The following is a 19,356-nucleotide window of genomic DNA, read 5'->3' on the forward strand; positions in this document are numbered from 1 at the left end:
GACGCCTCTGGAGCCATTGACGTCTGCGCAGGTGGCGGGCCTGGACGATCCCGCCCTGTTGTCTCAGTGCATCGTCGACATGCCGGCAGGCAGCAGCATGCGCCGCATCGGCTTGGGCCTGTCGGGCATGTACTGCGCAGCCTGCTCCATCACGATCGAAGACGCCATCTTGCGCGTGCCAGGCGTGAAGGAGGTTCAGGTTCAGGCTGCCTCGCAGCGCGCACGCATCCTGCTGGACCCTGCGCGCACGAAGTTGTCCGATATTGTCAGCGCCGTTCAGCGGGCTGGCTACCGGGCCTGGCCGGACGCTGCGGCGAGGGCGGGCAACGAGCGGCTGCTGGAGCGCCGCAAGCTGCTCTGGCGTCTGTCCGTGGCTGCTTTTTGCATGATGCAGATCATGATGGTCACGACCATGCAGTACGTGGCCGGGCCCGATGCCATTCCCAAGGATCTGTGGAACCTGATGAACTGGGCTGGTTGGGTGCTGAGCCTGCCAGTCATGTTCTTTTCTTGCGGGCCTTTCTTTTCAGGCGCGTGGCGCGCGGCCCGGCAGGGCCATATCTCGATGGACACGCCCGTCGCCCTGGGTATCGCTGCGACCTTCATCACCAGCACGGCCGCCAGTTTCGGCGGGCACGCGATCTTCGGTCATGAGGTGTATTTCGACTCGTTGACCATGTTCGTGACCTTCCTGCTGGGCGGTCGCTGGCTGGAAAGCCGTGCCAGAGAGAAAGTCACCCAATCGCTGGAGTCGCTTCTGGTTCGCCTGCCAGAGGCGGTCGACCGGGTGCTGGCCTCTGATGCGGCGCTGGCCGACATCACCGCAGCCCAGACCGAGTCCGTCCCCATCTCATCCCTGCAGCACGGCGATCGCGTGCGCGTGGCAGTCGGGCAGGTTTTCCCGGCAGACGGCCAGATCCTGGTGGGCAAGACCGAGGTCGATGAAGCCATGTTGACGGGGGAGTCCCGGGCCATGCCCAGGCAGGTGGGGCAGATGGTGGTGGCCGGCAGCATGAACCTGGGCTCACCGGTCTGGATGACCGTCGAGCGCCTGGGGCCCGATACCCGCTACCAGCAGATCGTGTCGCTGGTTCAGCAGGCCATGACGGAAAAACCCGGCTGGATGCGCCAGGCCGACCGCATCGCAGGGCCTTTCCTGTGGGGTGTGCTCCTGCTGGCTGTTGGTGCCGCCGTGGCCTGGCAGTTCATCGATCCCGCTCGTTCTGTGTGGGTGGCTGTGTCTGTGCTCGTGGTGACCTGTCCCTGCGCTTTGTCCCTGGCGGCGCCTTCCGCCTTGCTGACCGCGGCCGGTGCCATGGCCAAACAGGGCCTGCTGGTGCGGCGTCTGGACGCGTTGGAAGCGCTTGCGCATGTCGACCGCATCTATTTCGACAAGACGGGCACGCTTACCGAGGGCGAGTTGCGGGTGGTGGGGCTGGTCACCGAGCAAGGCGCGCACGAACTGTCATCAGGCTTGCCGAATGAGTGGGCGAAGCGTTGGCAAATGGCCGCGGCATTGGCCTCGCATTCTCAGCATCCTTTGTCCAAGTCGCTGGTGAAGGCGGCGCAGGAGGCCGGTGGATGGCAAGGGCAGTCCTGGCTTGACGTTCGTGAGCATGCTGGCAAAGGGGTGGAGGCACGCGACCAGGATGGCCTGGTGTGGCGCCTGGGTTCTCGACACTGGGTGCTGGAAGGCGCGGAGACCGAGCTTGTGCTGTGGGCTTCGGGTGCCGACGAGGCCCGTGTGTGGCTTGCTGCCCGGACTGATCTGGGTGACTTGGATGCCAGCAAGGTCACGGGGTTTGTGTTTGATGAGACTTTCCGCGCCGAAGCCGGCCCTGCCATTCGGCGCCTGACCGCTTTGGGGTGTCAGTCAGCCCTGTTGTCCGGCGACCAGGAAAGTCGGGTAGTTGCTGCAGCGCAACATCTGGGTACGCATGGTGAAATCGTGATTGCCAAGGCCCATGCCACGCCGGAAGACAAGCTCCAGGTGATTGCACAGGTGCAGTCCCAGGGGCACCGCGTGGCTGTGGTGGGCGACGGGATCAACGATGCCCCTGTGCTGGCCAAGGCCGATGTCTCGATCGCGCTTGACCAGGGCGCGGCGCTGGCGCAATCTCAAGCGGATCTGATCGTTCTGGGCGGGCGCCTTCTCGGTGTGCCGATGGCGGTCGAGACGGCCCGGCGTGCGATGCGCATCGTCAAGCAGAACCTGGCATGGGCAGCGTTTTACAACCTCAGTTGCATCCCATTGGCACTCATGGGGCTTCTGCCTCCCTGGCTGGCGGGGCTGGGCATGGCACTCAGTTCACTGGGCGTGGTCCTGAATGCGCTTAGACTCGGCGCCTTCCGCGCTTGAGGCGGCTACACAACACAACATGGAAATCCTCTACGTCCTCATCCCTGTGTCCGTTTTGCTCGTGCTGGCCGTGCTGGCCGTGCTGGGCTGGGCCGTCAACAGTGGACAGTTTGAGGACATCGAACAAGAAGGGCTGCGCATATTGCAGCCCGAAGGGCAAACAGATGGGGGCAACGTTGAGCCTCATCAAGAATAGCTAGAGGTTTGCCCTCACAATTCAGTCTGTAACAAAGGAGAAAAAGAGATGGCAACCACCCACTCTGCCACGTACAACGATGGAGTTGTCCGGGCTTTTGCCATTTGCGCCGTGGTTTACGGCGTAGTTGGCATGGCCGTCGGCGTACTCATCGCGTCCCAACTGGCATGGCCGGAGCTGAATTTCGGCATTCCATGGCTGACCTACGGTCGGCTGCGTCCACTGCATACCAATGCGGTGATTTTTGCGTTTGGGGGCTGTACCCTGTTTGCGACGTCTTACCACGTCGTACAACGCACCTGCCAGACGCGCCTGTTCGCAGGGCCGCTCGCCACGTTCACCTTGATCGGGTGGAACCTGGTGATCCTGCTGGCTGTCATCACCCTGCCTTTGGGTATGACCTCCGGCAAGGAATATGCCGAACTGGAATGGCCCATTGACATCCTGATCACACTGGTCTGGGTTGCCTACGCCGTCGTGTTCTTCGGGACCGTTGGTACCCGCAAGATCCGTCACATCTACGTGGCGAACTGGTTCTTCGGCTCCTTCATCATTGCCGTGGCCCTGCTGCACATCGTGAACAGCGCGGCCATGCCTGTGATGTCCGGTGACGGTCTGATGGCCAGCATCCTCCACGCCAAGTCCTACTCCGCCTATTCCGGCGTGCAGGACGCCATGGTTCAGTGGTGGTACGGTCACAATGCCGTGGGCTTCTTCCTGACTGCCGCCTTCCTGGGCATGATGTATTACTACATCCCCAAGCAAGCCGGCATGCCCGTGTATTCGTATCGCCTGTCGATCGTGCACTTCTGGGCGCTGATCTTCACCTACATGTGGGCGGGTCCTCACCATCTGCACTACACCGCGCTGCCTGACTGGACGCAATCGGTGGGCATGGTGTTCTCGCTGATCCTGCTGGCACCGTCCTGGGGCGGCATGATCAACGGCATCATGACGCTGTCGGGTGCCTGGTACAAGCTGCGTGACGACGCCATCCTGAAGTTCCTGATCGTGGCCCTGTCGTTCTACGGCATGTCGACCTTCGAAGGTCCGATGATGTCCATCAAGACCGTGAACTCGCTGTCGCACTACACCGACTGGACTGTCGGTCACGTGCACTCCGGCGCTTTGGGCTGGGTGGGTCTGATCTCGATGGGTTCGCTGTACTACCTGATCCCACGCATGTTCGGTCGTACCACGATGTACTCCGTGCCGGCCATCTCGCTGCACTTCTGGGCTGCGACCATCGGCATCGTGCTCTACATCGCTGCGATGTGGATTGCCGGTGTGATGCAAGGTCTGATGTGGCGCGCCGTGAACCCTGATGGCACCTTGGTCTACAGCTTTGTCGAAAGCGTGAAGGCGACTTATCCGTTCTACGTGATCCGCGTGGCCGGTGGTCTGCTCTACGTGGGCGGCATGATCCTGATGCTGTGGAACACCGTGATGACTGCGATCTCTGGTCGCATCGTCGAAGTGGCCATCCCTCAGCCTGCTCACGCCTGATAAGGAGAACAACATGGCTGACAACAACCACAATGTGAAGTTCTTCTCGCACGAGAAGATTGAGACCAGCAACACGCTGATGATCGTGCTGACGCTGTTCGTGGTGATCTTCGGCGCACTGGTCGAAATCGTCCCGCTGTTCTTCCAGCACAGCACGACCGAGCCCGTGCCTGGTCTGAAGCCCTACACCTCGCTGCAACTGGCAGGTCGTGACGTCTACCTCCGCGAAGGCTGCTACAACTGCCACTCGCAGATGATTCGTCCCTTCCGTGCCGAGACCCTGCGCTATGGCCACTACTCCATGGCTGGCGAGTTCGTGTACGACCATCCCTTCCAGTGGGGCTCCAAGCGTACCGGTCCTGACCTCCATCGTGTGGGCGGCAAGTACTCCGACGAATGGCATGTTGCGCACTTGCGCAACCCACGTGATGTGGTGCCCGAGTCGAACATGCCTGCCTACCCCTGGCTGGAGCAGAACAAGGTTGACCCTGCCGGCATGGCGCCTCGCATGAAGGCCTTGCGCACGGTGGGTGTGCCTTACACCGATGCAGACATCGCTGGCGCTGCCGACGAAGTCAAGGACAAGACCGAGCTTGAAGCCGTGATTGCCTACTTGCAGGTGCTGGGTACGGCTGTCAAATAAGGAGCGACGCACATGGACATCATTGTCGTGAGAAGCATTTTCACCGTTGTGTGTCTGTGCGTTTTCGTGGGCATTGTTGCTTGGGCTTTCAAGCGCGGCAACAAGGCCCAGTTCGAGGAGGCAGGTCGACTGCCCCTCGCAGAAGATTGACTGGAGGCTCATAAATGAGCGACTTCATTAACAGTGGATGGTCGTGGTACGTCATCGCGATCGTGGTGTGGGGGCTGGTGTACTGCGCCATCGTCCTCATCGGTGCAGCCAAGCACAAGGTGATCTATGACGCCCAGGGCAACGTCGACAAGACGACTGGCCACATCTGGGACGGCGACTTGCGGGAATTGAACAACCCGCTGCCTCGCTGGTGGTTGTTCCTGTTCATCATCACCCTGGCATTTGCCGGTGGTTACTTCGCGTTGTATCCCGGTCTGGGTGACAACAAGGGTACCCTGGGCTGGACCTCCAAGGGCCAACTGGATGCCGAGATGGCCAAGGCCAAGGTTGAGCAGGACAAGATCTTCGCCGCTTTCAAGAACGCATCGGTTGAAGATCTGGCTCGCGATCCCAAGGCTCATGCCATTGGTGAGCGCCTGTTCCTGAACAACTGCGCTGCATGTCACGGCTCGGATGCCAAGGGTAACAAGGGCTTCCCGAACCTGACCGACGGCGATTGGCTGCATGGCGGTTCGCCCGAGAAGATCATTGAGACCGTGACGCACGGTCGCCGTGGTCAGATGCCTGTGATGTCAGCAGCCGTCGGTACGCCGGAGGAAGTGCGTCAGGTCGCGAACTATGTTCTGAGCCTGTCCGGTGCCGGCCACAACTCGATCTCTGCAGAGCTGGGCAAGGCCAAGTTCAAGCAGGTTTGTGCCGCCTGTCACGGCGCGGATGGCAAGGGCAACCAGGCCATCGGTGCGCCCAACCTGACCGACAAGATCTGGCTGCACGGCTTCGGCGAAGAGGCCATCATGAGCATGGTGAACAAGGGCAAGCTCAACATCATGCCTGCGCAGGAAACTCGCCTGTCGGAAGATCAGATCAAGCTGGTCGCTTCATATGTGTGGAGCCTTTCTCACACGACACAAACGGCTGCCGCTCAATAAGAGCTGGAAGACCGTGCAAAGAGCCCCTCAAAAGCTTGATATCTGTCAAGCGGGGCTCTAAAGTCAAGCGGTGGATCTCTGATTTTGATACCCTATAGGGTATTCATCAGGTCCACCGCTTTTTCCATTTGCGCCATGACTGACTCCAGCACCACCACCCCCGACCCCAAGCGCGTCATCCCCATTCAACCAGACCCGGCGGCCGCGCAGGCTCGCAGGGAAGAGGTTGTCTCGCTGTACAAGAAAAGCGAGAAGATCTATGCGCGAGAGGTGGAAGGCTGGTTCGCCAACTGGCGCTATGTGCTCATCTGGGTTACCCAGCTTGTTTTCTACGGCACCCCTTGGTTGATGTGGAACGACCGCCAGGCCGTTCTGTTTGACTTGAGCGTTCGCCGCTTCTACATGTTCAACCTGGTCCTGTACCCGCAGGACTTCATCTATCTCACGGCGCTGCTCGTGATTTCGGCCTACGGACTCTTCCTGTTCACGACGGTGGCAGGGCGCTTGTGGTGTGGCTACGCCTGCCCTCAGACGGTCTACACAGAGATGTTCATGTGGATCGAGAACAAGATCGAGGGCAACCGCGCCAAGCGCATGAAGATGGACAAGTCGCCCTGGACCGCTGACAAGCTCGGGCGCAAGGTGGCCAAGCACGGTGCCTGGATCACACTGGCTTTGTGGACGGGCTATACCTTCGTGGGGTATTTCACGCCCATTCGCGTCCTGGCCGCAGAGGTGGTTTCCTTCGGCATGGGCCCCTGGGAAGTCTTCTGGGTGTTCTTCTACGGCTTTGCGACTTATGGCAATGCCGGTTTCATGCGTGAGCAGGTGTGCAAATACATGTGCCCGTATGCGCGCTTCCAGAGCGCCATGTTCGACCGCGACACCCTGATCATTAGCTATGACGCCAAGCGTGGTGAGCCACGTGGCTCTCGTTCCCGCAAGACGGATGCGCAGTCCAAGGGACAGGGCGATTGCGTGGACTGCACACTGTGCGTTCAGGTTTGCCCAACTGGTATCGATATCCGCAAGGGCCTGCAATACGAGTGCATCGGATGTGCCGCCTGTATCGATGTCTGTGACTCGGTGATGGACAAGATGGGCGCGCCCCGTGGACTGATCCGATATGCCACGCTCAACTCGATGGACAACGGTTGGGGACGCAAGGAAATGTGGGCGCGCGTGAAGCGTCCACGTGTGCTGATCTACACAGCCATCCTGATGGTCGTGTTGGGCGTGTTCTTCTCGAGCTTGTATTCTCGTCCGCCCTTCCGGGTTGACATCGTCCGTGATCGCGGATCACTGGCTCGTATCGTCGATGACGGATACGTTGAAAACGTCTATCGCATCCAGTTGATGAACGCCAGCGAATCTGTCCAGAAGTACCGCGTTGGCATCGAGCAGTTGAGTCAGTCCCTCGTCAGGGGCGGCGAAGACCTGGTTCTGGGGCCGGCTGAAGCGCGTTGGGTGCCCATCTCCGTCAAGGTGCCGCCAGAGGTGGCGGCCCGAATGGGTTCGGGTGCCTTCCCGATGACCGTGGTCGTCGAGCAGCTTCGTCAGGGCGATCAGCCTCAAGTGGACGTTCGCGAAAAATCTACATTCATGGTCCCTCGTTGAGGGGCGCTGGAGCAGTCATGTCCTTATCTGAAAACAAGCCGTCCGGTCAGGCGGAGCAATCCAAGCCTTGGTGGCGATACCCTATTGTCTGGATGGTTGTGGCCGGACCGGTCGCGGTTGTGGTGGCCTCTTTCTACACGGCATCCCTGGCCATCAAGCACGTTGATCCCGTGCTGGACACGTCGGCCGGCCAGGTGAAGGCGCCATCGGAGGCGCCAGCCGTTCAGGCTCGCAATCACTCGGCCGAGCCGGCCCGTGAGCCCGCCGATCGGTGATTCCCCTAGGTGGGCTACCCCCGCATTTAGGGGTTAGTCCTCGATCCTTTGTGCAGCCGGAGTAGGAATATGTGATCTGTGTCCCAGTTCAACGAAGGAGAACCGAATGACACAGCGCGTCCTACACGCCGCCCAGATCCTGTGGCCCGCCTTTTTGATCGCCGGCGTCCTTGAGATGGTGGTGTTCTCCTGGGTCGATCCCAGTCTCTTGAGGATCGGGCAGTGGCAGCCAGATCCCCAGACGACCTACAGTCTGGCCTTCTTTGTGTTCTGGGGCTTGGTGACTTTGTCGTCGCTCCTGAGTCACTGGATGATGAAGGCATCTGGGTCCAGCGTGGAGCAGCGCAGAGCGCGTCGCCATGCACGTCGTCAGCACGTACATAACCATGCTTGAATGAAAAAGGCCCGTATCAACGGGCCTTTGTTCTTTCGGTGGGGGCTGATCAGCAGCGCACGCTGTTGACCAGCGCTTTCAGGCCGGCTTCATCCGTGATGCGGATGTCGCGCTGCTTGACCTCCAGCAGACCTTCTTCCTGGAACTTGGAGAAGGTCCGGCTCACCGTTTCCAGCTTCAAGCCCAGGTAGCTGCCGATTTCCTCGCGGGTCATGCGCAACACCAGCGCAGATGCCGAGAAGCCGCGCGCGTGCAGACGTTGCGTCAGGTTCAGCAGGAAGGCGGCCAGGCGCTCTTCGGCCCGCATGCTTCCCAGGAGCAGCATCACACCGTGATCGCGCACGATTTCGCGGCTCATGATCTTGTGGAACTGGTGCTGAAGGTCCGAAAACTCGCGAGACAGGTCTTCCAGTTGCGAGTAGGGAATCACGCAAACCTGCGAGTCTTCGAGGGCGATCGCGTCGCAAGCGTGGCGATCGGTGCTGATACCGTCCAGACCGAGCAACTCACCAGCCATCTGGAAGCCGGTAACCTGATCGCGGCCGTCTTCAGACGATACGCGGGTCTTGAAGAAACCTGTGCGAACGGCGTAAACCGAGCGGAAGGGGTCGCCCGTATGGAACAGCGCGTCGCCGCGCTTGACCGTCTTGCGCGTCGCAACCAGAGAATCCAGGTGAGACAGCTGAGGTGCCGTCAGCCCCACGGGCAGGCACAGTTCACGCAGATTGCAGCTGGAACAGGCGACTTTGAATGTGTCGTATTTCATGGAACAGCCAGACGTACCGCAGTGGTCGCTGTGAGAGTGAGAATGAGCGGTCGAATCAGCGGCAGACACGTCTGTAATCGGAAAAGTACTGTTCAGCATGAGGAACCTCAAAGGTTGCCCGATTGTTGCCGCTTCGCCGTTGTAGACCTTGAGCCAGATCAACCCAATAAGGCGACAGTTTGGCACAGTCCCTCGCATGAGTGAATCGGTCCTGCTATCAAATCATGCTGCTCCCATTATTTCCGGGGAGATCCTGACACGTCTGGACGTTAGCGGGCCGCGCTATACCTCCTATCCGACGGCCGATCGTTTCGTGGAAGCCTATGGGCCTTCCCAGTATGTGCAGGCCTTGCAGCAGCGCGTCGAAGGGGGAGGAGCCGTCGGTGGTGCCGCCACGCCGCTGTCGATTTATGTCCACATTCCTTTTTGCGAGTCGGTTTGCTATTACTGCGCTTGCAACAAGGTCATTACCAAACATCACGAGCGTGCCACAGAGTATCTGGAGGCCTTGCGCACGGAAATCGAGATGACGGTGGCGCAGCTTGGCCGCGGGCAGGCTGTGTCGCAATTGCACTTTGGCGGCGGTAGCCCCACTTTCCTGAGCGACGATGAGCTGGAAGGTCTGCTCACCACCTTGCAGTCTGCTTTCCGATTCGTGCCGGGCGGCGAGTATTCGATCGAGATTGATCCCCGGACCATCGACGCGGGGCGGCTCAAGCGCCTGGCAGCCATGGGCTTCAACCGGCTGAGCTTTGGCGTGCAGGATTTCGATCCGCATGTTCAGCAGGCCGTACACCGCGTGCAACCGTTCGAGCAGGTTGCCGAATTGATGCAGGCGGCCCGTGCCGAGGGGTTCGAATCCATCAACATGGATCTGATCTATGGTCTGCCCAAGCAATCGCTGGAAAGCTTTCAGCGCACGCTGACCCAGGTGTCGAGCCTCAAGCCGGATCGCATTGCCCTCTATGCCTATGCGCACCTGCCGCAGCGCTTCAAGCCGCAGCGCCGCATTGATGCGTCAGCGCTGCCCAAGGCCGAGGACAAGATCGGCATGCTGTCGATGGCCATCAACCACTTCGGTGCCTCGGGCTATGACTACATCGGCATGGATCACTTTGCGCTGCATCACGACAGCCTGGCCGTGGCGCGCAGGCAAGGGCGCCTGCATCGCAATTTCCAGGGCTACAGCACCCACCCCGACAGCGATCTGATCGGTCTGGGTGTGTCGGCCATCGGGCGCGTGGGGGCCCATTACAGCCAGAACGCCAAGACGCTGGACGACTATTACGACTCCCTGCGCCGACGCGAATTCCCGATCGTGCGCGGGCTCATGCTGTCTCGTGACGATCTGGTGCGTCGCGCCGTCATCATGGCCGTCATGTGCCAGGGGCGGGTCGATATCGAATCGATCGAACTCGCCTACCTGATCGATTTCAGGCAATACTTCGCCACTGAACTGCGCCAGTTGGAGCCGCTCGTGGAGTCGGGGTTGGTGCAACTGGAGTCTGACGGTGTTCGGGTTACCGCCCTCGGTTGGTATTTCGTGCGTGCCATTGCCATGGTGTTTGACAGGCACCTCCAGGCTGACAAGAAGGTCGAGCGCTTCTCGCGCATCATCTGACCTCCCGCATGAAAGGAGCTGGGCATGCTGTCCAGCTTGATGCTGACCGCTTTCCTGATGGGTCTTGGTGGCATACCGCACTGTGCCGCCATGTGCGGTGCTGCCTGTGCCGCTTTTCTGCCTCGCGGCGTTCCCTTGACCAGCCTGGTCGGCAGGTGTCTGGGGTATGCCGTGCTCGGTGCTGTGGCGGCTGCCAGCTTTGGCGCTGCGGCCCAATGGGGGCGCCAGTTCTCCTTCCTGCAGCCGCTATGGATGCTGGCACAGGCCCTGGTCCTGGTGCTGGGGATCCTGTTGCTGGTTTCGGGCGGCATGCCCCGACAGTTCGACAGCCTGGGGCAACAGGTTTACCGCGACGTGCGCGCCCGTCTGAATGCCAGCGAAGTGTTTCGCGAGGGCGGCAAGCTGCGCGCAATCTGGCCGCTGGTGGCCGGCATGGCGTGGGCGCTTTTGCCTTGTGGCTTGCTGTACGCGGCCGTCATGGTGGCAGCACTGGCGCCGGATCCGATGGGCGGTGCGATGGTGATGCTGGCTTTCGCGCTGCCGGGTGCTTTGGGTGTGTGGGGTGCGCCCGCCGTGTTGAGATGGCTGTCCGCATGGCGTTCTCCTGCCGCGGTTGCTGCGGGTGCTGCCGCGCCCGTCGCCACGTCTCAAAGCGAGTTGGCGCCCGTGCTGTGGCTCAAGTCGGAGCGCGCTTCTGACGATGCAGCGGTGTGCGCAGGCGGGTCCGGGCAGTCGCAGTGGGCGGCGTCATCCGGCCTGGTCGATCCCCGCTGGGCCGTGCGTCTGTCTGGCCTCATGCTGGTGGGCATGTCTGCCTGGGCGCTCTACCACCAGGTCATGGATCAGTGGAAGGCCTGGTGTGCCTGATATGGCCACTTTGGCGAGGCTAATTGGCAACCTATACCGGTAATCCCCTGGACTTATTGCGTGCTGAATGTACGTGCTCGCGTAGAATTGTTTTCACGCTGCCGATATCCATGGCAACGTTTTTTACGGAAACGCCAAACGCGGAGACCAAAACATGTATCAGCACATCAAAGTGCCCGAGGGCGGGCAGAAGATTACGGTGAACCCGGATTTTTCGCTCAACGTCCCGAACAACCCCATCATTCCCTATATCGAAGGTGACGGCACCGGCTTTGACATCACCCCGGTGATGATCAAGGTGGTCGATGCGGCCGTCGCCAAGTCCTATGGTGGTCAGCGCCAGATCCACTGGATGGAAATCTACGCAGGTGAAAAGTCCACCCGCGTTTATGGTCCTGATGTGTGGCTGCCCGAAGAAACGCTGGGTGTGCTGAAGGACTACGTCGTGTCCATCAAGGGCCCGTTGACCACGCCCGTCGGCGGCGGCATCCGCTCCTTGAACGTCGCGCTGCGCCAGGAACTGGATCTGTACGTCTGCCTGCGCCCCGTCGTGTATTTCAAGGGTGTGCCTTCTCCGGTGAAAGAGCCAGAAAAGATCGACATGGTGATCTTCCGCGAGAACTCCGAAGACATCTACGCCGGTATCGAGTTCGAAGCGCAGAGCGACAAGGCCAAGAAGCTGATTGCGTTCCTGCAGACCGAGTTCGGTGTCAAGAAGATCCGCTTCCCTGAAACCTCGGGTATCGGCATCAAGCCGGTATCCAAGGAAGGCACCGAGCGCCTGGTGCGCAAGGCCTTGCAGTACGCCATCGACAATGACAAGCCCAGCGTGACCATCGTGCACAAGGGCAACATCATGAAGTACACCGAAGGTGGCTTCCGTGACTGGGGCTATGCGCTGGCTCAGAACGAGTTTGGTGCCGAACTGATGGACGGCGGCCCATGGTGCAAGTTCAAGAACCCCAAGACGGGCAAGGACATCGTCGTCAAGGATGCGATCGCTGACGCGTTCCTGCAGCAGATTCTCCTGCGTCCGGCCGAGTACAGCGTGATTGCCACGCTGAACCTCAACGGCGACTACATCTCCGACGCGCTGGCCGCTCAGGTGGGCGGTATCGGCATTGCGCCCGGTGCCAACCTCTCTGACTCCGTGGCGATGTTCGAGGCAACCCACGGCACAGCCCCCAAGTACGCTGGCAAGGACTATGTGAATCCCGGTTCCGAGATCCTCTCTGCGGAAATGATGCTGCGTCACATGGGTTGGTTCGAGGCTGCCGACATGATCATCAGCGCCATGAACAAGGCCATTCAGAGCAAGAAGGTCACTTACGACTTTGCTCGCCTGATGGAAGGCGCGACGCAGGTGTCGTGTTCCGGTTTCGGTCAGGTGCTGATCGACAACATGTGATGGGTCAAACTGCTTGACCAACAAAAAGCCCGCTCAGTGAGCGGGCTTTTTCATGGGCATTTGCCGAGAAAACAAATGCTGGTTGGGTGTTCAGTGCGGCAGGCTGCGCCCCGCATTGCCGTGTTCACGGAAGTGCATGTCACTCAGTGCATCCGGCGTGGCATCTGGACTGGTTTGCCCATCTACCTGCTGGATATTTTGTGCAAGCATGCCCTTTGGTCCGGCTACCAGTTCATACTGAACCTTCGAGCCCTGCTTGAGCGTTCGGAACCCGTCCATTTGAATGGCCGAGAAATGAGCGAAGACATCGCCTCCGCCTTGATCCGGTTCGATGAAGCCAAAACCCTTGGCATCGTTGAACCATTTGACAGTGCCTGTGGCCATACTGCCCCTCCTACGTTAATTTGTTGTCATTTTCCGAGCGCTGGATGGACCTGTCAAGTGCTGCGGTGCACCAAAATGATTGCCAGATGTGCGCATTGTTTTCATGTTGTGAAAACGAGAGACCCAGGCGCCACGGGGTTTGACATGAGCTGATCGGCGCATGATCTTTGCTAGCTGTTTTCTGGTCCAGAAAAAAGTCTTGTGTCTGCCGTGAATTTCCTACCCTTGAACTGGGGTCGGTTACCCCAAGATGACAAGACATGATCGCGGACCGTCTCTTAGAATCTTTTTCATGACAAATCCGTTTCCCACCCGGTCGTCCGCGACACCTCCTGGCCCAGCCGAGGATGGGCAGGGTGCTGCCGTTGCAGAGAAAGAAGCGCTCGCGCTGGAGCCTCCCAAGCTCTATCAGGTCGTCATGCTCAATGACGATTTCACACCCATGGAGTTCGTTGTCCTAGTATTGCAGGAGCATTTCCGGCACGATATTGAGACAGCCACGCAGATCATGCTAAAAATCCACCACGAAGGTCGTGGTGTGTGCGGGGTCTATACCAAAGACGTCGCGGCCACGAAGGTCGAACTTGTTCTTGCCGCCGCCCGCCAAGCCGGGCACCCCCTGCAGTGCATTCTGGAGACCGCATGATTGCGCAAGAGTTGGAAGTGAGTCTGCACATGGCCTTCGTCGAGGCCAGACAGCAACGCCATGAGTTCATTACCGTGGAGCATTTGCTGCTGGCATTGACAGACAACCCCTCTGCTTCCGAGGTGTTGAAGGCTTGCGCCGCCAATCTGGATGAGCTGCGCAAGAACCTGGATCAATTCGTCAGGGATAACACCCCGACGGTTGGTGGCACGGATGAGGTCGATACGCAGCCTACCCTGGGCTTCCAGCGTGTGATCCAGCGCGCCATCATGCATGTCCAGTCTTCTGGCAGCGGCAAGAAGGAAGTCACCGGCGCCAATGTGCTGGTGGCGATTTTCGGCGAGAAGGATTCGCATGCGGTGTACTACCTGCACCAGCAGGGCGTGACCCGCTTGGACGTTGTCAACTTCATCGCGCACGGCATCCGCAAGGCGGATCCTCCGGAGGCTGCCAAGTCTTCGTCCGAGCCGGGCCAGCCCGAGGCGGAGAAGGAAGAAGCCGAAGGCAAGGCCTCGCCGCTGGAGCAATACACGCAAAATCTCAACCAGATGGCGCGTGAAGGCAAGATCGATCCGCTGATCGGTCGTGACTCCGAAGTCGAGCGTGTCATTCAGGTGTTGTGCCGCCGCCGCAAGAACAATCCCTTGCTGGTGGGTGAAGCTGGCGTGGGCAAGACCGCCATTGCAGAAGGCCTGGCATGGCGCATCACACAAAATGATGTGCCGGACGTGCTGGCCGATGCCGAGGTCTACGCCCTGGACATGGGTGCACTGCTGGCGGGTACCAAGTACCGTGGTGATTTCGAGCAGCGCCTCAAGGCCGTGATCAAGCAACTCAAGGAGCAGCCGGGTTCCGTGTTGTTCATTGACGAGATCCATACCCTGATCGGTGCCGGTGCAGCCTCTGGTGGCACGCTGGATGCCAGCAACCTGCTCAAACCCGCCTTGAGCTCTGGTCAGCTGAAGTGCATCGGTGCGACCACGTTCACCGAATACCGCGGTATCTTCGAGAAGGATGCAGCGTTGTCGCGGCGCTTCCAGAAGGTGGAGGTGGCCGAGCCTTCCGTCGAGCAGACCATTGAAATCCTCAAGGGCTTGAAGTCGCGTTTCGAAGAGCACCACAGTGTCAAGTACGCCATCGGTGCCCTGCAGGCCGCAGCCGAGTTGTCTGCCAAGTTCATCAACGACCGTCATTTGCCAGACAAGGCGATTGACGTGATCGACGAGGCGGGCGCGGCGCAACGCATCCTGCCCAAGAGCAAGCAGAAGAAGACCATCACCCGCGCAGAGGTGGAAGACATCGTGGCCAAGATTGCCCGCGTGCCTTCGACATCTGTTTCCAGTGATGATCGTTCCAAGCTCAAGAACCTGGATCGTGACCTCAAGAGCGTGGTGTTCGGTCAGGATGCCGCCATCGACGCGCTGGCTTCGGCGATCAAGATGGCGCGCTCCGGCCTGGGCAAGCCCGACAAGCCAATTGGTTCCTTCCTGTTCTCAGGCCCCACGGGCGTGGGCAAGACGGAAGTGGCCAAGCAGCTGGCTTACATCCTGGGCATCGAGCTGATTCGCTTCGACATGTCGGAGTACATGGAGCGCCATGCGGTGAGTCGTCTGATCGGCGCGCCTCCGGGCTATGTGGGCTTTGACCAGGGCGGTTTGCTGACCGAGGCCATCTCCAAGAAGCCGCACGCGGTGTTGCTGCTTGACGAAATCGAGAAGGCGCACCCGGATGTGTTCAACATCCTGCTGCAGGTCATGGATCACGGCACCTTGACGGACAACAACGGCCGCAAGGCTGACTTCCGCAACGTGATGATCATCATGACCACCAATGCGGGTGCCGAGACCTTGCAGAAGGCGTCGATTGGCTTCACCAACCCGCGCGAGCTGGGCGACGAGATGGCCGACATCAAGCGTCAGTTCACGCCCGAGTTCCGCAACCGTCTGGATGCCATCGTGGGCTTCAAGGCGCTGGATGAGGATGTCATCTTGCGTGTGGTCGACAAGTTCCTGCTGCAACTGGAAGGCCAGTTGGGCGAGAAGAAGGTCGAGGTCACGTTCACCGATGCATTGCGCCGTTACCTGGCCAAGCGCGGCTTTGATCCGCTCATGGGTGCCCGTCCGATGCAGCGCCTCATCCAGGACACGATCCGTCGTGCGCTGGCTGATGAGTTGCTGTTCGGCAGCCTGGTGGATGGTGGTCGCCTGACGGTGGATGTGGTCGACAACGACAAGGGTGAGCCCGAAGTCAAGCTCGACATCCAGCCCAACAAGAAGAGCGACAAGACCAAGCCTGAGGCTGCGACGGCTGAATAAGCTGCCGGCCACCCGTCAGGTGGTTCAATGAAAAGGCCGACTGCGTGTCGGCCTTTTTTCATGTCTGTTGCTGGTGCGCTATGGCGCTATGGGATCAGCGGTATGCGCTCGAAACCCTTTGCAGACAGGCGCAGGACTTCCGCTCGCGGGTGACCGTGGTCGAGATCCCAGTCGCTGAGGACGTGTCGCATGCCACCTTCGATGCCGAATGACTCGTCGGCAGGGCGGTGCGTGTGGCCGTGGATCAAGGTGGGGGTGGCGGCTTCACGCATCCATTGCGCTGCGGCGGCCTCGTCCACATCGGCCCAGGTTTCAGGCGTTTGTGCTTGCTGCCTGGTCTGACTGGCTGCGCGCATCTGGCGAGCCTGGCTCAATCTGGCATCAAGTGGATGTGACAGGAAGGCGGTCTGCCACGTTGGGTTGCGAACCTGTTGCCGGAAGCGAAGGTAGTCGGCATCAGCCAGGCACAGCTCGTCCCCGTGAATCAGCAGCACGTCATGCCCGAAAGCGTGCAACACGGTGGGGTCAGTGAGTCTGTGTGCGTGGCAGGCATTCAGCATGTCCTGGCCCAGCAGGAAGTCGCGGTTGCCGACCATCATGCCCAGGTGCAGGCGCTGGCCTGCATTGGCCAGAAAGCGAACGCAACTGGCCTCGTAAGCCTGGCTTCGCATGTCGTCGCCTACCCAGGCCTCGAAGATGTCGCCGAGCATCAGGACGGCATCGGCCGGTGTGCTGGCAAGGTAACTGGCCAGCGCCTGCGTGGTGCGCGGCAGTTCGTCGTGCAGGTGCAGGTCGGAGATGAAATCAATACACCGCCACGAGGGCGGTGCATTGAAGATGTCCGGCGACGGAAAGGGGGGCTGGTGCCCCCTGTCATCAGGCATGGTGTCAGATCACGACGGCCTTGGTGATCACGACGTCTTCCAGGGGGACGTCGTCGTGGAAGCCCTTGCGACCGGTCTTGACCTTCTCGATCTGGTCCACCACGTCGGTGCCGGCCACGACCTTGCCGAACACGGCATAGCCCCAGCCTTGAGGCGATTCCGACTTGAAGTTCAGGAAGTCGTTGTTGGTGCCGTTGATGAAGAACTGGGCGCTGGCCGAATGAGGTGCGCTGGTACGAGCCATGGCGATGGTGTACTTGTCGTTCTTCAGGCCGTTGTTGGCTTCGTTGGTGATGGGTTCCTTGGTGGGCTTTTGCTTGAGGCCTGGCTCAAAGCCGCCGCCCTGGATCATGAAGCCCTTGATCACGCGGTGGAACACCGTGCCGTCGTAGTGGCCAGCGTTCACGTAGTCCACGAAGTTGGCCACGGAGACAGGCGCCTTTTCTTCGTCGAGTTCCAGGCGGATCACGCCGGCAGTGGTGTGCAGTTCAACGGTCTTGGTCATGGCTTACTTTTCAATGGTCGCAGATTTGATGATCACGGGTTGCACCGGGACATCGCCATACGGGCCTTTCTGTCCGGTTTCAACCTTGCGGATTTTGTCGACCACATCCATGCCGGACACGACTTTGCCGAAAACGGCGTAGCCATTGCCATCAGGCGCACGGGATGAGTCGAGGAAGTTATTGTCCTTCACGTTGATGAAGAACTGGGCAGTGGCGGAGTCCGGCACATTGGTGCGGGCCATGGCGATCGTGCCACGTGCATTGCTCAGGCCGTTGCGGCTCTCGAGCGGGATCGGCGCGCGCGTGGGCTTTTCCTTCAAGTCGGGGGTCATGCCGCCACCTTGAATCATGAAGCCGTCGATCACGCGGTGGAACACGGTGCCGTTGTAGTGGCCTGCCTTGACGTATTGCACGAAGTTGTCCACCGTCTTGGGTGCCTTGGCAGCGTCCAGCTGGACGACGATATCACCGAGGTTGGTGGCGATCTTGACGTTCTGGGCCCAGGCCAGTTGTGCGCCGAACAGGGCGAGACCAGCGGCCATCCATTTCAGGCTGGTGCCAGCTGGCTTGCGCGCGTTATGCAGGGTCATCAAATCACTCCTTCGAAGAAGATTTTCCACAAGCCGCCTTCCTTGCCCCAGTATTGACGCTTGACTGCACCTGTGCGTTGACCGTCGGCGACTTCGCCAAAGGTCACGACCAGGATGTCGCTCTTGTCTTTCCAGCCGAGGATGGCGACGTCCTTGAGTTGAAGTGCGCGGCCGCGTTGCTGGGTCACTTCCTTTTCCAGGGTCTGGCGCCACTGGTTCAGATCACGTGTACCGCTGGCGAACTGAGGCGAGTAAAAGGACATCAACCGATTCAGGTCTCCGCTGGCCCTTGCTACGCGCCATCCTTCGATCAGGTTGTGCAGACTGCGTCTCTGGAGCTCTGCCTTGGTCGGCGTGACCCATTGCAGCGACTTGGCAATCACGACAGGTGTCGTGCGTGGTTGTACCCGGTCCAGAATGGTTTGCAACTCCGGGTTGGCCAATACCACGCAGCCATCGGTGCTGTTGGGGCTGCGAGCATAGCTGTCGCTTGGCACACCATGCAGCCAGATGCCACCACCCGTCTTGCCCAGGCGACGGTCATATTCGTTGGGATAGTTCAGGGGCAGGGCACCGATGCCGTAGAAGTCGGTCAGCTTCTTGGCGTCCAGGCGGCTGGTGATGTAGTACACGCCCAGGGGAGTGCGCTGGTCGCCCTCGAAGCTCTTGTCAGCGCCCAGTCGCCCGATGGAGGCGTAATGGTCGGCGACCAGTTGAAGGCCGTTGGGGCCATTCTCGAACAGGTAAAGGCGAGACCTGCTGGCGTCGACCGCGATGGCGTGCTTCGTCGTTGGCGGCACTTCAATGAACTGCGTTGGCAGTGCGCCTTGGGGGGGACGGTCGCGCAGCGCCTGCAGTCGACGGTCTGCCTCCATGCGCAGCTGATCGAGCCGCTGGGGCGCTTTGGCAGCCAGATCGTCGGGCGCGTGGCCCATGCTGGGTAAGGGGCGCGCCTGCGCGGTCAGCAGGTCGGCATAAACCAGTTGAGCCAGTTGGAAGTTGGGGACGTCCTTGACCAGGGCCTCAGCCTTGAGCAAGGCTTGCCTGGTCTGCCCGCTGCCAATCAGTTTGTACACATCCAGCAGGCGAGCCTCCGCCGGCGCGGATTGCGCCTTCAGTTCAGGCAGGGGCGCATTTTGGGGGGCGGGCGGTGTGGAGCTTGCGGGGGCTTTGGTGCGGATGAGGCGGGCGTGTCCTGCAGTGGCGGACAGGCAGGCCGCCACCACAAGCAGCATGCCAAGGCATTGATGCGTCTTGCGCATCATGTGCTGCTGGCCTG

General features: G+C 60.2%; 20 protein-coding genes. 14 read left to right on the plus strand and 6 right to left on the minus strand.

The features are described from left to right. The 9 genes from VFW93_RS02925 to VFW93_RS02965 form a co-directional block, all read left to right on the plus strand. Window positions 1–2,359, plus strand: a 2,359-nt coding sequence (locus tag VFW93_RS02925) for a cation-translocating P-type ATPase (RefSeq protein ID WP_329692492.1), incomplete at its 5' end; no start/stop codon positions are given. A gap of 19 nt (window positions 2,360–2,378) precedes the next feature. Then, on the plus strand, window positions 2,379–2,555 hold the full coding sequence (ccoS, locus tag VFW93_RS02930) for a cbb3-type cytochrome oxidase assembly protein CcoS (protein WP_290672631.1): 177 nt from the start codon (window positions 2,379–2,381) through the stop codon (window positions 2,553–2,555). Between the two features lie 48 nt (window positions 2,556–2,603). Beyond that, complete coding sequence (gene ccoN, locus VFW93_RS02935) at window positions 2,604–4,061, plus strand: cytochrome-c oxidase, cbb3-type subunit I (RefSeq protein ID WP_329692493.1); 1,458 nt, start codon at window positions 2,604–2,606, stop codon at window positions 4,059–4,061. A gap of 13 nt (window positions 4,062–4,074) precedes the next feature. After that, window positions 4,075–4,704: a cytochrome-c oxidase, cbb3-type subunit II gene (gene ccoO / locus VFW93_RS02940; RefSeq protein WP_329692494.1), complete on the plus strand. Its 630-nt coding sequence runs from the start codon at window positions 4,075–4,077 to the stop codon at window positions 4,702–4,704. A 12-nt stretch (window positions 4,705–4,716) separates the two neighbouring features. Then, window positions 4,717–4,854, plus strand: a complete 138-nt coding sequence (locus VFW93_RS02945; RefSeq protein ID WP_290644976.1) for a cbb3-type cytochrome oxidase subunit 3 — start codon at window positions 4,717–4,719, stop codon at window positions 4,852–4,854. A 14-nt stretch (window positions 4,855–4,868) separates the two neighbouring features. Continuing rightward, entirely contained in the window at window positions 4,869–5,804 is a 936-nt protein-coding gene (ccoP, locus tag VFW93_RS02950) for a cytochrome-c oxidase, cbb3-type subunit III (RefSeq protein WP_329692495.1), read from the plus strand. Window positions 5,805–5,939: 135 nt separating this feature from the next. Further along, the gene (gene ccoG / locus VFW93_RS02955) at window positions 5,940–7,421 is read left to right on the plus strand and encodes a cytochrome c oxidase accessory protein CcoG (protein ID WP_329692496.1); all 1,482 of its coding nucleotides are present in this window, start codon (window positions 5,940–5,942) and stop codon (window positions 7,419–7,421) included. Window positions 7,422–7,438: 17 nt separating this feature from the next. Continuing rightward, complete coding sequence (locus VFW93_RS02960; protein WP_329692497.1) at window positions 7,439–7,696, plus strand: nitrogen fixation protein FixH; 258 nt, start codon at window positions 7,439–7,441, stop codon at window positions 7,694–7,696. Between the two features lie 106 nt (window positions 7,697–7,802). Continuing rightward, window positions 7,803–8,090: a hypothetical protein gene (locus VFW93_RS02965; protein ID WP_329692498.1), complete on the plus strand. Its 288-nt coding sequence runs from the start codon at window positions 7,803–7,805 to the stop codon at window positions 8,088–8,090. A 49-nt stretch (window positions 8,091–8,139) separates the two neighbouring features. Here VFW93_RS02965 and fnr read toward each other — a convergent pair whose 3' ends face one another. Beyond that, on the minus strand, window positions 8,140–8,856 hold the full coding sequence (fnr, locus tag VFW93_RS02970; protein WP_329692499.1) for a fumarate/nitrate reduction transcriptional regulator Fnr: 717 nt from the start codon (window positions 8,854–8,856) through the stop codon (window positions 8,140–8,142). A gap of 196 nt (window positions 8,857–9,052) precedes the next feature. Here fnr and hemN point away from each other — a divergent pair, with 196 nt between their 5' ends. The 3 genes from hemN (at window position 9,053) to icd (ending at window position 12,752) form a co-directional block, all read left to right on the plus strand. Continuing rightward, on the plus strand, window positions 9,053–10,477 hold the full coding sequence (gene hemN, locus VFW93_RS02975; protein WP_329692500.1) for an oxygen-independent coproporphyrinogen III oxidase: 1,425 nt from the start codon (window positions 9,053–9,055) through the stop codon (window positions 10,475–10,477). A gap of 24 nt (window positions 10,478–10,501) precedes the next feature. Continuing rightward, a complete protein-coding gene (locus VFW93_RS02980) occupies window positions 10,502–11,344 on the plus strand; it encodes a sulfite exporter TauE/SafE family protein (protein ID WP_329692501.1) in 843 nt (280 codons plus the stop codon). A gap of 154 nt (window positions 11,345–11,498) precedes the next feature. After that, complete coding sequence (gene icd / locus VFW93_RS02985; protein WP_329692502.1) at window positions 11,499–12,752, plus strand: NADP-dependent isocitrate dehydrogenase; 1,254 nt, start codon at window positions 11,499–11,501, stop codon at window positions 12,750–12,752. Between the two features lie 90 nt (window positions 12,753–12,842). Here icd and VFW93_RS02990 read toward each other — a convergent pair whose 3' ends face one another. Beyond that, a complete protein-coding gene (locus tag VFW93_RS02990; RefSeq protein ID WP_329692503.1) occupies window positions 12,843–13,136 on the minus strand; it encodes a cold-shock protein in 294 nt (97 codons plus the stop codon). 292 nt (window positions 13,137–13,428) lie between these two features. Between VFW93_RS02990 and clpS the strand changes: the two genes are divergently transcribed. Together clpS and clpA are read left to right on the plus strand one after the other, a co-directional pair. Continuing rightward, window positions 13,429–13,782 (plus strand): ATP-dependent Clp protease adapter ClpS, encoded by a 354-nt coding sequence (clpS, locus tag VFW93_RS02995; RefSeq protein WP_290672665.1) that lies wholly within the window; start codon window positions 13,429–13,431, stop codon window positions 13,780–13,782. Next, window positions 13,779–16,097 (plus strand): ATP-dependent Clp protease ATP-binding subunit ClpA, encoded by a 2,319-nt coding sequence (clpA, locus tag VFW93_RS03000; RefSeq protein WP_329692504.1) that lies wholly within the window; start codon window positions 13,779–13,781, stop codon window positions 16,095–16,097. Before clpS ends, clpA begins: the two co-directional genes overlap by 4 nt. Before the next feature lie 86 nt (window positions 16,098–16,183). Here the strand turns inward: clpA and VFW93_RS03005 are convergent, their stop codons facing one another. The 4 genes from VFW93_RS03005 to VFW93_RS03020 are packed head-to-tail and all read right to left on the minus strand — an operon-like array spanning window position 16,184 to window position 19,339. Next, window positions 16,184–16,981: a UDP-2,3-diacylglucosamine diphosphatase gene (locus tag VFW93_RS03005; RefSeq protein WP_329692505.1), complete on the minus strand. Its 798-nt coding sequence runs from the start codon at window positions 16,979–16,981 to the stop codon at window positions 16,184–16,186. A gap of 4 nt (window positions 16,982–16,985) precedes the next feature. Further along, window positions 16,986–17,486 (minus strand): peptidylprolyl isomerase, encoded by a 501-nt coding sequence (locus VFW93_RS03010; protein ID WP_329692506.1) that lies wholly within the window; start codon window positions 17,484–17,486, stop codon window positions 16,986–16,988. Between the two features lie 3 nt (window positions 17,487–17,489). Continuing rightward, entirely contained in the window at window positions 17,490–18,077 is a 588-nt protein-coding gene (locus VFW93_RS03015) for a peptidylprolyl isomerase (RefSeq protein ID WP_414639567.1), read from the minus strand. Beyond that, window positions 18,077–19,339, minus strand: a complete 1,263-nt coding sequence (locus VFW93_RS03020) for a L,D-transpeptidase family protein (protein ID WP_329692507.1) — start codon at window positions 19,337–19,339, stop codon at window positions 18,077–18,079. Before VFW93_RS03020 ends, VFW93_RS03015 begins: the two co-directional genes overlap by 1 nt. Between the last annotated feature and the right edge of the window lie 17 nt (window positions 19,340–19,356).

It is taken from the genome of Aquabacterium sp. (assembly GCF_036279675.1).
In the GTDB taxonomy this organism is placed as follows: Bacteria; Pseudomonadota; Gammaproteobacteria; order Burkholderiales; family Burkholderiaceae_C; genus Aquabacterium.

Bases quoted from the DNA above. Each gene is read 5' to 3' on its own strand.
- ccoS (WP_290672631.1), top strand. From the start codon at position 2,379: ATGGAAATCCTCTACGTCCTCATCCCTGTGTCCGTTTTGCTCGTGCTG.
- ccoN (WP_329692493.1), top strand. From the start codon at position 2,604: ATGGCAACCACCCACTCTGCCACGTACAACGATGGAGTTGTCCGGGCT.
- ccoO (WP_329692494.1), top strand. From the start codon at position 4,075: ATGGCTGACAACAACCACAATGTGAAGTTCTTCTCGCACGAGAAGATT.
- VFW93_RS02945 (WP_290644976.1), top strand. From the start codon at position 4,717: ATGGACATCATTGTCGTGAGAAGCATTTTCACCGTTGTGTGTCTGTGC.
- ccoP (WP_329692495.1), top strand. From the start codon at position 4,869: ATGAGCGACTTCATTAACAGTGGATGGTCGTGGTACGTCATCGCGATC.
- ccoG (WP_329692496.1), top strand. From the start codon at position 5,940: ATGACTGACTCCAGCACCACCACCCCCGACCCCAAGCGCGTCATCCCC.
- VFW93_RS02960 (WP_329692497.1), top strand. From the start codon at position 7,439: ATGTCCTTATCTGAAAACAAGCCGTCCGGTCAGGCGGAGCAATCCAAG.
- VFW93_RS02965 (WP_329692498.1), top strand. From the start codon at position 7,803: ATGACACAGCGCGTCCTACACGCCGCCCAGATCCTGTGGCCCGCCTTT.
- fnr (WP_329692499.1), bottom strand. From the start codon at position 8,856: ATGAAATACGACACATTCAAAGTCGCCTGTTCCAGCTGCAATCTGCGT.
- hemN (WP_329692500.1), top strand. From the start codon at position 9,053: ATGAGTGAATCGGTCCTGCTATCAAATCATGCTGCTCCCATTATTTCC.
- VFW93_RS02980 (WP_329692501.1), top strand. From the start codon at position 10,502: ATGCTGTCCAGCTTGATGCTGACCGCTTTCCTGATGGGTCTTGGTGGC.
- icd (WP_329692502.1), top strand. From the start codon at position 11,499: ATGTATCAGCACATCAAAGTGCCCGAGGGCGGGCAGAAGATTACGGTG.
- VFW93_RS02990 (WP_329692503.1), bottom strand. From the start codon at position 13,136: ATGGCCACAGGCACTGTCAAATGGTTCAACGATGCCAAGGGTTTTGGC.
- clpS (WP_290672665.1), top strand. From the start codon at position 13,429: ATGACAAATCCGTTTCCCACCCGGTCGTCCGCGACACCTCCTGGCCCA.
- clpA (WP_329692504.1), top strand. From the start codon at position 13,779: ATGATTGCGCAAGAGTTGGAAGTGAGTCTGCACATGGCCTTCGTCGAG.
- VFW93_RS03005 (WP_329692505.1), bottom strand. From the start codon at position 16,981: ATGCCTGATGACAGGGGGCACCAGCCCCCCTTTCCGTCGCCGGACATC.
- VFW93_RS03010 (WP_329692506.1), bottom strand. From the start codon at position 17,486: ATGACCAAGACCGTTGAACTGCACACCACTGCCGGCGTGATCCGCCTG.
- VFW93_RS03015 (WP_414639567.1), bottom strand. From the start codon at position 18,077: ATGACCCTGCATAACGCGCGCAAGCCAGCTGGCACCAGCCTGAAATGG.
- VFW93_RS03020 (WP_329692507.1), bottom strand. From the start codon at position 19,339: ATGCGCAAGACGCATCAATGCCTTGGCATGCTGCTTGTGGTGGCGGCC.